We start from the raw sequence: 12,992 nt of genomic DNA, 5'->3' as shown, positions 1-12,992 counted from the left end.
CGCCATGCGTGAGAAAATTGCACGCATGCCGCTTCGCGAACCGCCTCTCAATGCCGTGCGCGCTTTCGTCGCCGCGGCCCGCCACCAGAGTTTCACGCGGGCGGCCATCGAGCTTCATGTGACGCACAGTGCGGTGAGCCGGCAGATCAAGAGCCTGGAGGAATGCCTGGGCGTTGCGCTGTTCGAACGCCGCGTCCGCCAGGTCGCGTTGACCGCGGAAGGACAGCAGTTCTTTGCCGAGGCAGGCCCGGCCATCGCGCAGATCCATGCGGCGGCGCGCGCGCTGCAGGCGCAGGGGCCGGCCCGTGCCGTCAGGATCAACGTGCGGCCCTCCTTCGCAGTGCGGTGGCTCATTCCGCGCCTGCCTTCGTTCGTCGAGCGCTACCCCGAGATCGAACCGCAGGTGGTCACGAGCACGGTCATGCCCGAGCAGGCCGCGGGCAGCTTCGACATCGCGGTGCGACGCGGGCTCGAGGGCTGGCCGCCCTCCATCGAGGTGCGCCCGTTCCTCGAAGACGAGGTGCTGGTGGTCGGTGCGCCGGCGCTGTTCAAGGCGCATCCGCTCGCGGACTTGCGCGCGCTGGCCTCGCACGTGCAGCTGTCGGCCCGCACGCGCAAGGAAGACTGGGACGACTGGAAGAAGCACGTCGGCGCACCGCGTACCAAACCGGCGGGCCGGCTCCAGTTCGACCACCTGCACTTCGTGCTGCAGGCCGCGGTCGACGGGCTGGGCATCGCGCTGGCACCGACCTCTCTCGTGGCGCACGACCTGGCCTCGGGCCGGCTGCAGTCGCCGCTCCCCGCACTGCGCATGACGCTGAACCGCTACTACTACGGCCTGGCGCCCGATGCCGCACCCGAAGCGGTGTACGTCGCGCAATGGTTCGAGGAGATGATGGGCCCGCGCTAGAACAGCGAAGCCATCCCGTTCGGCCGCGCGCCTTCGATATCGAGCATGCGCAGTTTCGTCAGCGCGCCGCCGCCCGCCGAAAAGCCGCCGGGCTTGTTGCCCGCGGCCAGCACGCGGTGGCACGGCACCACCGGCGCGAACGGGTTGTGGCCCATGGCCTGGCCCACCGCGCGCGACAGGCCCTTGTCGCCCAACTCGGCCGCAATCTCGCCATAGGTGCGCGTCTGGCCTGGCGGAATGCGCCGTGCAATCGCATAGATGCGTTGATGGAATTCCGACACCTGGCTCATGTCGAGAACGATGTGCCTCAGGTCGTCGGCCGCGCCTTGCAGCAAGGCCTGGATGGCCGCGACAGCCTGCTGTGCGCTCCCGGTCGGTTCCGATTCGGGCAGCTCGGGGAAGCGGCGCCGCATGCGTGCGCGGGTGGCGGCTTCGCCGTTGTCTTCAGGCAGTTGCACACCCACGAGCCCGCGCGGCCCCCAGGCCAGCGCGCAAATGCCGATGGCGGTGTCGAACAGCGCGAAGCCGGGCTCGATGATGTCGCTGCCGATGGATGCTGCGTTCATCGCGTCATTTTGTGCCACTCCGCTCACCCGGCTCGGCCGCCCGGGTGGGCGGCAGCAGATGCCGCTCCAGCAACACGGCCACGTGCACGGCCTCGCGCTGCGCGCCGTCTCCGATCTGGTGGCGGCAGCTGGTGCCGTCGGCCACCACGATGGCGTTCGGAACCGCGCGAATCGCCGGCAGCAGGCTGGCCTCGGCCATCTGCATCGACACATCGATGTGGCGCGCCTCGTAGCCGAAGCTGCCCGCCATGCCGCAGCATGAGCTTTCGATCAGTTCGGGCTCGGCGCCGGGAATGAGCCGCAGCACGTCGAGCACCGGGCTGACCGCGCCGAAGGCCTTCTGGTGGCAATGGCCGTGCAGCAAGATCGGCGCCGTGGCGGGCGTGAGGGCAAGCTCGAAGCGGCCCGCCCTCAGCTCGCGCGCGATGAACTCTTCGAACAGCAGGGCCTGCTTGGCCACGGTTTCGGCCTTCTTGCCGAAACCCATCACCAGGGTTTCGTCGCGCAGCGTGAGCAGGCAGGAAGGCTCGAGCCCGACGACGGGAATGCCCGCCTCCGCAAAGGGCCGCAGCGCATCGATCAGCGCCTCGGCGCGGCGCTTGGCCTCGGCCACCATGCCGCTGGCCAGGAAGGTGCGACCGCAGCAATGGTGCCCGCCGCTCTTCTCGACCGTGTGCAGCGTGTAGCCCGCGGCCTTGAGCACGCGCGCCGCCGCCAGCGCATTCTCGCTTTCGAAGGTGCCGTTGAAGGTGTCGACGAAAAGCACCGCGGCCTTGCCGCCGCTCGCCCGCACCGACAACACCGCCTCGCGGCTGGCGAACATGCCATGCATGTCGGCCTTGGCGCGCCAGAACGTGTCGGAGCGCCATTCGGGCAGCGACCGGCGAGCGGAAAAGCCCAGCAGCTTTTCGCCGAGCCAGGCCGCGCCGGGCAAGGTGTTGCGAAGATTCATGAGCCACGGCACGCGGCTCGCCTTGTGCGCGTAGTCGGGCATGTAGGCCACCAGCCTGTCCTTGAGCGTATGGCCGTGGCGCTTCTTGTAGTGGTCGAGAAACTCGATCTTCATCTTCGCCATGTCGACACCGGTCGGGCAGTCGCGCTTGCAGCCCTTGCAGCCGACGCACAGGTCCATGGTCTCGTGCATCTGTTCGCTGGTGAACGCATCGGGGCCGAGCTGGCCCGAGAGCGCGAGCCGCAGCGTGTTGGCGCGTCCGCGCGTCAGGTGCTGCTCGTCGCGCGTCACGCGGTAGCTCGGGCACATGGTGCCGGCGTCGAACTTTCTGCAGTGGCCGTTGTTGTTGCACATCTCCACGGCCTTGGCGAGGCCGCCGGTGCTGTCGCCGCCGGTACCGGGCGCGGTGGTCTTCTCGGTCACCGGGTCGGCATTGACGTTCCAGGCCGACCAGTCGAGCACCGGCTTGAGTTCGATGCGCCGGTACGGCTTGGGCGCCGTGGGCGGCGCAAAGCGGAACAGCGCACCGTCGTCCATGCGCGGCGTGTCGACGATCTTGCCGGGGTTGAAGAGGTTGGCCGGATCGAGCTTCTGCTTGATGGCGCGAAAGGCCTCGTTGACGGCTGGTCCGAACTGCCATTCGATCCACTCGCCGCGGCACAGGCCGTCGCCGTGCTCGCCGCTGAACGCGCCCTTGTACTTGCGCACCAGCGCCGCGGCTTCTTCGGCAATGGCGCGCATCTTGGCGCCGCCGTCGGCGCGCATGTCGAGAATCGGCCGCACGTGCAGCGTGCCGACCGAGGCATGCGCGTACCAGGTGCCGCGGCTGCCGTACCTGGCAAACACTTCGGTGAGCGCATCGGTGTATTCGGCCAGGTGCTCGAGCGGCACGGCGCAGTCTTCGATGAAGCTCACCGGCTTGCCGTCGCCCTTCAGGCTCATCATGATGTTGAGGCCGGCCTTGCGCACTTCCCACAGGTTTTTTTGGCGCGCCTCGTCGGGCATTTCGACCACGCTGCCGGGCAGGCCGAGGTCGCCCATCAGCTCGACCAGTTGCCTGAGTTGCGGCAGCAGCGCGGCCTTCTCGGTGCCGGCAAACTCGACCAGCAAAATGGCCGCCGGCTTGCCGATGAGCGCCGTTTCCACGGTCGGCTTGAAGGCCGGATTGGCAAGGCTGAGCTCGATCATCGTGCGGTCGACCAGCTCCACCGCCGTGGGGCCCAGCTTCACGATGTGCTGCGCCGCGTCCATGGCCGCATGAAAGGTCGGGAAGTTCACGATGCCCAGCACCTTGGCGCTGGGCAATGGCGCCAACTTGAGCTTCAGGCTCCTGGTGTAGGCCAGCGTGCCTTCGGCACCGATCAAGAGGTGCGCGAGGTTCACGCTGCCGTCCGCGGTGTAAGGCTTCTCGCTCTGGTTGTCGAAGATGTCGAGGTTGTAGCCGGCCACGCGGCGCAGCACCTTGGGCCAGTGGGCATGGATCTGCTCGCGGTGTTCCCGTGCCAGCCCGTGCACGAACTGCGCAATGCCGGCCGCGCGCGCGCCCAGCGTGGCCTCGGGCCCGAATTCCACCAGCTCGCCGTTCGAGAGCCAGGCGGTCGCCCCCAGCACGTTGTGCACCATGTTGCCGTACGCGATGGAGCGCGAGCCGCAGGAGTTGTTGCCCGCCATGCCGCCCAGCGTGGCCTGCGCGCTGGTCGACACATCGACCGGATACCAGAGCCTGTGGGCCCGGAGCTGCGCGTTCAGATGGTCCAGCACCAGGCCGGGTTCGACGGTGGCGGTGCCCTCTTCCACGTTCACGTCGAGCACGCGGCGGAAGTGCTTGCTGTTGTCGATGACCAGCGCGGCGCCGGTGGTCTGTCCGCACTGGCTGGTGCCGCCGCCGCGCGCGAGCACCGGCACCTTCAGGTCTCGAGCGATGTCGATGGCGGTGGCAATGTCGCGCTCGTTGGTCGGCACGAAAGCGCCGACCGGCGTGATCTGGTAGATCGACGCGTCGGTGGCGTAGCGCCCGCGCGAGCCGCTGTCGAACAGCACCTCGCCCTCGGTCTCGGCACGCAGCCGGCGTTCGAGCAGTTCGCAGGTGTCGTTGGGTGGAAGAACCGTTCCGGCGGGCTGGATCTGGCTGGCGGGATCGATGCGCATGATGTGGGCTCAGCTCGCCTTGTTGTGGGCCTGGGGATAGATTTCGCCGGCGCGCATCAGCTCCAGCACCGTGTCTCGCTTGCGCATCAAATGCGCGACAAGCACCTTGCGCATGGCGGCGGCGTCGCGCGCAGCCAGCGCATCGATCATCTGCTCGTGCTCTTCGACCGCGTGCTTCCACTTGACCTCGTTCTGGTTGGTTCTGAAGCGCAGCGACTGCACGCGGGCGTTGATCGAGCGATAGGTACTGGCAAGCACCGGGTTGCCCGCGGCCTCGTTGATGGCCGTGTGAATGCGTGCGTTGAGCCGGTAGTAGCCCGAGAGATCGCGCCGCGCGAAGCAGGCCATCATCTCGTAGTGCAGCGCGCGCAACTCGGCCAGTTCTTCGTCGGTGATGCGCTTGGCCGCCAGCTCGCCCGACATGCCTTCGAGCATCGCCAGCACCTCGAAGGTGTTGAGCACGTCGGCCTCGGTGAGCTTCACCGCCACGGCGCCGCGATTGGGCAACAGGTCGACCAGCCCTTCGGCCCCGAGCAGCTTGATGGCTTCGCGCAGCGGCGTGCGCGACACGCGCAGCTGAAGGCACAACTCGCGTTCGTTGAGCTTGGCGCCCGGGGCAATGTGCCCTTCGACCAGCATCGTGCGCAGGCGCGCGGCCACCTGGTCGTGCAGCGCGAGGCGTGAGATTTCGATGATGTCTGCGGTCATGTCTGTTGTCCTTCAATGCATTTTGAATGCAAAAAACCACCGCCGCAATTCTGAGAATTAGGCGTAAACCCTCATGCTCAAATCAATTTTGAATGCAAAACTGAAAGCGAAAGGACAGTCCATGCTGCAACTCGACATCCATCCCACGGGGCGCCACTTCCTCCAGATTCCGGGCCCGAGCCCGGTGCCCGACCGCATCCTGCGGGCCATGAGCCTGCCCACCATCGACCACCGCGGACCCGAGTTCGGCACGCTGGGGCTCAAGGTGCTCGGCGGCATCAAGCAGATCTTCAAGACGAAGCACCCGGTCGCCATCTATCCCGCTTCCGGCACCGGCGCATGGGAGGCCGCGCTCGCCAACACGCTGAGCCCGGGCGACCACGTGCTGATGTACGAGACCGGCCACTTCGCGTCGCTGTGGCAGAAGATGGCCACGCGGCTGGGGCTTTCCACCGAGTTCCTCGCCTGGACCGGCAAGGACGAGCAACTGCCCGCCGCGCCGGGCTGGCGCCGCGGCGTGCAGGCCGACCTGATCGAAGCGCGCCTCCGCAAAGACACCGAAAAGAAGATCAAGGCCGTGTGCGTAGTGCACAACGAGACCTCCACCGGCGTCACCTCCGACATCGCCTCGGTGCGCAAGGCCATCGATGCGGCGGGCCACCCCGCGCTGCTGATGGTCGACAGCATCTCGGGTTTGGCGAGCGCCGATTTCCGGCACGACGAATGGGGTGTGGACGTCACCATCAGCGGCTCGCAAAAGGGCCTGATGCTGCCGCCGGGCATCAGCTTCAACGCACTCTCGCCGCGCGCGCTCGAAGCCTCCAAGAGCGCAAAGCTGCCGCGCGCATTCTGGGCCTGGGACGAAATCGTGGAGATGAACAAGGACGGCTACTGGCCTTACACGCCCAACACCAACCTGCTTTACGGCCTCTCGGAATCGCTCGACATGCTGCTCGGCGAAGGGCTGGACAACGTCTTCGCGCGCCACCAGCGCTGGGCGGCGGGCGTCCGCGCCGCGGTCAATGCCTGGGGCCTGCCGATCCAGTGCGCCGACCCGGCCGTGTATTCGCCCGTGCTCACCGGCGTGATCACGCCCGAAGGCGTCGACGCCGATGCGCTGCGCCGCCTCATCCACCAGCGCTTCGATCTTTCGCTGGGCACCGGCCTCGGCAAGCTCAAGGGCCGCATGTTCCGCATGGGCCACCTGGGCGACAGCAACGACCTGACGCTGGTCGCCATGGTGGCGGGCGTCGAGATGGGCATGAAGCTTTCCGGCATCAAGCTGGCGGGCAGCGGCGTGCAGGCGACCATGGACCATTTCGCGAGCCACGCCGCGGCGCCTGCCAGTCTGCAGAAGGCGGCGTAGCAGCAAGCAACACACGGGCCGCAGCGCACCGCTTAAGCAGGGCAGCGATCCACCACCTTGCCAGGCTTTCGGGCCCGGCACGCATCGGACCCACCACGCACTGGAGACAAAGATGATGCAGAGACGTTCGCTGATTCAAGCCGCGGGTGCCGCGGCCGCCACGCTGGGCGTGCCCCGCCTCTTCGCGCAGGAGTGGCCTTCGGGGCCGGTGCGCATCGTGGTGGGTTTTCCCCCAGGCGGCGGCACCGATGCGCTCGCGCGGGTGGTGGCCCAGAAGCTCACGGTGATGTGGAACCAGCAGGTCATCGTCGAGAACAAGGGCGGCGTGGCGGGCGTGCTGGCGGCCGAATACGTGTCGCAGCAGCCCAGCGACGGCAGCACACTGCTCATGGCGCACATCAACAGCCACGCGCTCGCGCCCAGCCTGCAGCCCAAGCTGCGCTACAGCGTGGAGCGCGACTTCGTGCCGATCGTGCTCGTGGGCGTCACGCCCAACCTGCTGATCGCCAGCCCGGCGCAAAAGGCGCTCACGACAAAAGACATCGTGGCCGCATGCAAGGCGGCGCCCGGCACGGTGAGCTTCGGCTCCGCGGGCGCGGGTTCGGCACAGCACCTGGCGCTGGAGATGTTCAAGCTGCAGGCCGGCGTCGACGCGCTGCATGTCCCGTACAAGGGCAGCGGCCCGTTGCTGGCCGACCTGATGGGCGGCCAGATCCAGTACAGCTTCGAGACGATGACCGCGGCCACGCCGCACGTGAAGAGCGGCCGCGTACTGGCCGTGGCGCAAACGCGCGCCAAGCGCGCCAAGGGCCATCCGAACGTGCCGACCATGCAGGAACAGGGCTTCGCGGGTTTCGAGGCCACCACCTGGTACGGCCTTGCGGGGCCGGGCAAACTGCCGCAGGGCATTGCCGACAAGGTCAACCGCGACGTCAACGCGGCGCTCGCGATGCCCGACGTCCAGGAGAAGCTCGACACCTATGGCGCCGAGGATGGCGGCGGCTCGCAGGACAAGTTCAAGCAGTTCATTTCCACCGAGATCGCCAAGTGGGCGAAGGTGGTGAAGGACGGCAAGGTGCATGTGGACACTTGAGTGCGGTGCGGCTGTTCAGGGCGCGCTCCCGCCGACGGGGTATCCGGTGGCCTGTGCACGCGCCCCGAAAACGGCAACTGAGAAAATCTCCAAATGAACCCGCAAACGACAGCCCTCGCCGACGCCCTGATCGCCGCGCGCCGCAGCAACTGCACCCTCGACGCCGCGCCCTGGACCGATGCGCTGCAAGACGCAACCCAGGCCTATGAAGTGCAGGACGCCGTGGCTTCCGCACTCGGCTGGTTCGAAACCGGCGCGGTGCCGGGCTGCTGGAAATCCGGCGGCGGCTCGCGAAGCGCCACGCTCACGCATGCGCCGCTGCCTCCGGCCGGCGTGCGCCAGAGTCCAGCCGACTTCAATGACCTCGCGTTCCACGCAGCCGGCATCGAGGCCGAAATCGCACTGCGGCTCGGCCAGGACGTGACACCCGCCATGGCCGCGAAGCTCGACCACGGCAACGCGGCTTCGCTCATCGATGCCATGGCCGTTTCGGTCGAGATCGTCGACTCGCGTTGGCAGGACCTGGCCGCCACGCCCGCATTGCTTCGCCTTGCCGATTCGCAAGTGCACGGCGCCTTGGTGCTCGGCGAATGGCAACCGTATGCGGCTGTCGACTGGGCTTCGCAGCGCTGCGAGACAAAAATCGGCGATGCGGAAGCCGTGGTGCGCGAAGGCACGCATCCGCTGGCCGACCCGGCGTGGCTGCTGCCGACCTGGCTGCGCCACGTCACGCGGCACGGGCAGACTGCGCCGGCCGGCACGGTCGTTACCACCGGCTCGTGGGTCGGCGTGCTGCCCTGCCGCCGCGGCGATCAGGTGACCGCGGAATTCCCCGGCATCGGCGCGGTTCGCTTGATCGTGTAGCGCCCTCCCCCCACGCCCGAGTACGCCACCAGAAAGTCGAGCACCGCGCGCACGCGCGCCGGCAAGGTGCCGGCCTTGCCGATGTACACCGCGTGAATCGGCTCCACCTCGCCTGGGTTGAATTCCTCGAGCAACGGCACGAGCCGGCCCGCATCGACGTCGTGCTGGATGTGGTACAGCGACAGCCTCGCCACGCCCGCGCCGGCAATGGCCAGCTGGCGCAAGGTTTCGCCGTCACCGGCGCGCACCGGCCCGGCCACGGGCAACGAGATCATCCGCCCATCCACGCGCAACGGCCAGTCGGGCGTATTGCGCCGGTAGCTCCAGCCCAGGCGGTTGTGGGCTTCCAGCTCCTGCGGCGTGCGCGGCGTGCCGTACTTCGCAAGGTAATCGGGCGAGGCCACGATGGCCTGGCTGGTTTCGCCCAAACGGCGCGCGACCAGGTCGGACGGCGGCAGCTGGCCCCAGCGGATTGCGATGTCGGCGCGCTCGTCCATCAGGTCGACGATGCGATCGGTCAGCGCAATGTCGAGCGTGATCTGCGGATGCAGCTCGAGCAGGCGCGGCACCAGCGGCACCAGCTTGTGGTGCCCGAAGGACACGCTCGCGTTGATGCTCACACGCCCGCGCGGCGCGGCACCCGCTGCGGCGCAGCGCTCGGCCTCGTCCATGTCGGCCAGCACGCGCGTGCTGCGCTCGTAGAAATGCAGGCCCTCGGGCGTGAGCTGCAGCTTGCGCGTGGAGCGGTGCACCAGCTGGATGCCCAGCCGAAGCTCGAGCCGTGCAACGAGCTTGCTCACCGCCGAAGGCGTCATGTCGAGCAGGCGCGCCGCGGCCGAGAAACCGCCGGACTCGACCACCTGCACGAAGGCTTCCATTTCGCCGGAGCGGTTGACGTCGATGCGCGGCATGATGGCTCCTTGTATCCGTTTATTGTGACTTCAACTCACAAGTCTATGTCCAAGCGGCATTCTAGTCATCGATGGAGATAACCCGCACAGTAGAGGCATCATGCCAATTGCTCTACTCGCCCTTACCGCCGGTGCCTTCGGAATAGGCACCACCGAATTCGTCATCATGGGCCTGCTGATGCAGGTCTCGGCGGATCTCCATGTCTCCATCACCGCGGCCGGACTGTTGATTTCGGGCTATGCGCTCGGCGTCGCAGTCGGCGCGCCATTGCTCACCATTGCCACCCGCAAGCTGCCGCGCAAGACCGTGCTGCTCGCGCTGATGGCGATCTTCACGCTCGGCAACCTGGCTTGTGCACTCGCGCCCAACTACGAGCTGCTGATGGCCGCGCGCGTGGTCACCTCGCTGGCGCACGGCACCTTCTTCGGCGTGGGCTCCGTGGTGGCGACCGGGCTCGTGGCGCCGGAACGCCGCGCCTCGGCCATTGCCATCATGTTCACCGGCCTCACGGCCGCCACGCTGCTGGGCGTGCCAACCGGTGCCTGGCTCGGGCTGCAGTACGGCTGGCGCGCCACCTTCTGGGCCGTGACGCTGATTGGCGTGCTGGCCTTCGCCGTGCTCGCGCTGTTCGTGCCCCGCGTCAAGGGCGAAGCCAAGCCGGCGCCGCTGCGCGACGAACTCGCGGTGCTCGCGCGGCCGCAGGTGCTCCTGGGTCTGGCGATGACGGTGCTCGGCTTTGCGGGCGTCTTCGTGGTGTTCACTTATATCCAGCCCTTGCTGACGCAAGTCACCGGGCTGCCCGAATCGGCCGTGTCGCCGATCCTGCTGGTGTTCGGCGGCGGCCTTGCCGTGGGCAACATCCTGGGCGGCAAGCTGGCCGACAAGTCGACCATGCCCGCCGTGCTCGGCACGCTGGTGGCATTGGCCGCGGTGCTCGGCGCCATGCAGTTCACCATCGGAACGCCGTTCACGGCCGTGGTGTTCGTCGGCCTGCTCGGCATCGCTTCGTTCGCGACGGTGGCGCCGATGCAGCTGCGCGTGCTCGAGAAGGCTTCGGGCGCCGGCCAGAACCTGGCTTCGAGCCTCAACATCGCAGCCTTCAACCTGGGCAATGCGCTTGGCGCATGGGCAGGCGGCGCGGTCATCGACCATGGCCCGGGCCTGCGCGCACTCGGCTGGGTGGCGGCGTTGCTCACGCTGGCGGGGCTGGCGATTGCGCTCTGGAGCCGTTCGATCGATCGGCGTGAAAACAGCAATGGCGCTCCGGCAGATTGCGCATCATCCGCGCAAGCCTGAACCCGCACTCAACGACAACAACAAAGCAAGGACACATCATCATGGAACAACGCTTTCTCGGCCGCTCCGGCTTCAAGGTCCCCGCACTCGGCTTCGGCGCCGGCACCTTCGGCGGACAGGGCCCGCTCTTCAGCGCCTGGGGCAACACCGATGTCGAAGGCGCGCGCAGCATCGTCGATCTGGCGCTCGATGCCGGCGTGACGCTGTTCGACACGGCCGACGTCTATTCGAACGGCGCCTCGGAATCGATTCTTGGCGCTGCCCTCAAGGGCCGCCGCGACAAGGCCATCATCTCGACCAAGCTCTCGCTGCGTGCCGGCGAGGGGCCGAACGATGTCGGCGCGTCGCGCCACCACCTGATCGCCGCGACCGATGCCGCGCTCAAGCGCCTGGGCACCGACTACATCGACATTCTTCAGCTGCACGCCTTCGATGCGATGACGCCGGTCGAGGTGGTGCTCGACACGCTCGACGACCTGGTGCGCGCGGGCAAGGTGCGGCTGATCGGTGCATCGAACTTCTCAGGCTGGCAACTGATGAAGTCGCTTTCGGCCTCCGAGCGGCTCGGCCTGCAGCGCTTCGTGGCCAACCAGACGTATTACTCGCTGATCGGCCGCAACTACGAATTCGAACTGATGCCGCTGGGCATCGACCAGGGCCTCGGCGCCATCGTGTGGAGCCCGCTCGGTTGGGGCCGCCTCACCGGAAAGGTGCGCCGCGGCCAGCCGCTGCCCGCCGGAAGCCGGCTGCACGAAACCGCCGGCTTCGCGCCACCGGTGGACGACGAGCGCCTGTACCGCGTGGTCGATGCCATGGACCAGGTCGCCGAGGAAACCGGCAAGACGCTGCCGCAGATTGCGCTCAACTGGCTGCTGCAGCGGCCCACCGTGTCGAGCGTGCTCATCGGTGCGCGCAACGAAGAGCAGCTGAAACAGAACCTCGGCGCGCTAGGGTGGCAACTCAGCGCCGACCAGATCAAGCGGCTCGACGCGGCCAGCGCGGTAACACCGCCCTACCCTTACTACCCGTACTGGAACGGCCAGTTCGCCGAACGCAGTCCGGTGGCGGTACTCGCCTAGAGATCGCCCAGATCGCTGAGCACGCCGAAATCGCTGTCGCCCTGCTGCACCGCGTTCACCAGCTGCACGCGGTTGCGCGCGGCAAAGCGGCGGCGCAGCTGGCGCATGTGGTAGTCCACGGTGTGGGCCGACAGGTCGAGACGGTTGGCTATCTCCTTGTCGCTGCGCCCCTGCAGCAGGTGCTGAAGAATGTACTGCTGCGTCGGCGAGATCTCGATGCGCGCCGCCGCGCCCGCTTCGCTCGGCATGCGCGAATGGCGCAGCACGTACTCGTGCAAGCTCAGGCCCAGCGTCAGGGCCTGGCCGACAACCTCGTCGGTGATCCAGCGGCGGCCCGGCTCGCTCGACTGCAGGCTGATCACGGTGTGCTGGTTGACCTGCGCCGGCAATGCCAGGCGAAACATCAATCCGCTGCGAATGCCGCTCGCGCGCAGATCGTCGACAAAGCGCTGCCGCCGTCCGGCGACGTCCTCGGTTGCGGATGTGGCCGCGGCCAGAGGCGCAGCCTCGATCTGCTCGACATCCCACACCAGCGGCAAACTGGAAGCCGGCACGCCCGGCTGCCGCAAGTCCATTTCGTAGAGGCGATGCGAAAAGTAGCGCTGCGTCCACTCGGGGTTTGCATGCGCGGTGAAGAAGCTCAACGGCCACCAGCGCCCGCGCAGGAAAGTGATCGTGCCGTAGCCGAGCCAATCGAAGCCGAGCGCATTCAGCATGGCCTCGATGAGATCGCGGCGCTCCTTGGTGCCGGAAGCATTCAACAGATCGCCGACGACGCCCGGCACGCCTTCCGCATGCCGGTCCGCGGATGGGGGCAGATAGAGCTGCTCTTCCGAGTAAAGCTGCGGAAACGGAGCGTCGAGCGGTGGCTCGGCCGCCTCGGCCGGCTGCATTGCCGGGTCGAAACCGCGCGCGTCCGGCAACGATGCCGCCGCATCACGTGGCAACAAATTGAAAGGAATCATGAGGGGCCTGATGGAGATGCCGCATGCACCGGTCGGCGTTGCGGGCTTGCAGCCAAACTACCAAAGGGCGATGGCGCCGCCTTGTAGATTCTTAGCGTCGGACGCATCGGCAGCGGCGAAGGCACGCCATCGC

Annotated in this window: 11 protein-coding genes; 6 read left to right on the top strand and 5 right to left on the bottom strand. The window is 67.5% G+C overall.

Annotated features, from left to right (window positions below):
* Positions 1 to 25: 25 nt before the first annotated feature.
* Positions 26 to 910, top strand: a complete 885-nt coding sequence (locus QFZ42_RS10795) for a LysR substrate-binding domain-containing protein (RefSeq protein WP_307700950.1) — start codon at positions 26 to 28, stop codon at positions 908 to 910.
* On the opposite strand, the gene QFZ42_RS10790 is transcribed toward QFZ42_RS10795, so the two are convergent.
* The 3 genes from QFZ42_RS10790 to QFZ42_RS10780 are packed head-to-tail and all read right to left on the bottom strand — an operon-like array spanning position 907 to position 5,284.
* A complete protein-coding gene (locus tag QFZ42_RS10790; protein WP_307700949.1) occupies positions 907 to 1,476 on the bottom strand; it encodes a methylated-DNA--[protein]-cysteine S-methyltransferase in 570 nt (189 codons plus the stop codon). The two genes, QFZ42_RS10795 and QFZ42_RS10790, sit on opposite strands and share 4 nt — an antisense overlap.
* 4 nt (positions 1,477 to 1,480) lie before the next feature.
* Positions 1,481 to 4,576 carry an FAD-binding and (Fe-S)-binding domain-containing protein gene (locus QFZ42_RS10785; RefSeq protein WP_307700948.1) on the bottom strand — a complete coding sequence of 1,032 codons (3,096 nt, stop codon included), beginning with the start codon at positions 4,574 to 4,576 and terminating at the stop codon, positions 1,481 to 1,483.
* Between the two features lie 9 nt (positions 4,577 to 4,585).
* A complete protein-coding gene (locus tag QFZ42_RS10780) occupies positions 4,586 to 5,284 on the bottom strand; it encodes a GntR family transcriptional regulator (RefSeq protein ID WP_307700947.1) in 699 nt (232 codons plus the stop codon).
* A 121-nt stretch (positions 5,285 to 5,405) separates the two neighbouring features.
* Between QFZ42_RS10780 and QFZ42_RS10775 the strand changes: the two genes are divergently transcribed.
* The 3 genes from QFZ42_RS10775 to QFZ42_RS10765 all read left to right on the top strand — a co-directional run bounded on the left by QFZ42_RS10775 (position 5,406) and on the right by QFZ42_RS10765 (position 8,607).
* Complete coding sequence (locus QFZ42_RS10775; RefSeq protein ID WP_307700946.1) at positions 5,406 to 6,650, top strand: pyridoxal-phosphate-dependent aminotransferase family protein; 1,245 nt, start codon at positions 5,406 to 5,408, stop codon at positions 6,648 to 6,650.
* A gap of 115 nt (positions 6,651 to 6,765) precedes the next feature.
* Complete coding sequence (locus QFZ42_RS10770) at positions 6,766 to 7,743, top strand: Bug family tripartite tricarboxylate transporter substrate binding protein (protein ID WP_307704212.1); 978 nt, start codon at positions 6,766 to 6,768, stop codon at positions 7,741 to 7,743.
* Positions 7,744 to 7,836: 93 nt separating this feature from the next.
* Complete coding sequence (locus tag QFZ42_RS10765) at positions 7,837 to 8,607, top strand: fumarylacetoacetate hydrolase family protein (protein WP_307700945.1); 771 nt, start codon at positions 7,837 to 7,839, stop codon at positions 8,605 to 8,607.
* Here QFZ42_RS10765 and QFZ42_RS10760 read toward each other — a convergent pair.
* Positions 8,556 to 9,518: a LysR substrate-binding domain-containing protein gene (locus QFZ42_RS10760; protein ID WP_307700944.1), complete on the bottom strand. Its 963-nt coding sequence runs from the start codon at positions 9,516 to 9,518 to the stop codon at positions 8,556 to 8,558. The genes QFZ42_RS10765 and QFZ42_RS10760 overlap by 52 nt on opposite strands.
* Positions 9,519 to 9,618: 100 nt before the next feature.
* Here QFZ42_RS10760 and QFZ42_RS10755 point away from each other — a divergent pair, with 100 nt between their 5' ends.
* Both QFZ42_RS10755 and QFZ42_RS10750 read left to right on the top strand, forming a co-directional pair.
* A complete protein-coding gene (locus QFZ42_RS10755; protein ID WP_307700943.1) occupies positions 9,619 to 10,815 on the top strand; it encodes an MFS transporter in 1,197 nt (398 codons plus the stop codon).
* Positions 10,816 to 10,856: 41 nt separating this feature from the next.
* Positions 10,857 to 11,894, top strand: coding sequence for an aldo/keto reductase (locus QFZ42_RS10750; protein ID WP_307700942.1), 1,038 nt, complete (start codon positions 10,857 to 10,859; stop codon positions 11,892 to 11,894).
* On the opposite strand, the gene QFZ42_RS10745 is transcribed toward QFZ42_RS10750, so the two are convergent.
* Positions 11,891 to 12,859 carry a helix-turn-helix transcriptional regulator gene (locus QFZ42_RS10745; protein ID WP_307700941.1) on the bottom strand — a complete coding sequence of 323 codons (969 nt, stop codon included), beginning with the start codon at positions 12,857 to 12,859 and terminating at the stop codon, positions 11,891 to 11,893. The two genes, QFZ42_RS10750 and QFZ42_RS10745, sit on opposite strands and share 4 nt — an antisense overlap.
* Between the last annotated feature and the right edge of the window lie 133 nt (positions 12,860 to 12,992).

Source organism: Variovorax paradoxus (assembly GCF_030815855.1).
GTDB lineage: Bacteria > Pseudomonadota > Gammaproteobacteria > Burkholderiales > Burkholderiaceae_C > Variovorax > Variovorax paradoxus_M.
Note: the sequence above shows the minus strand (reverse complement) of the source record. Positions and strands in the feature narration are given on the sequence as shown.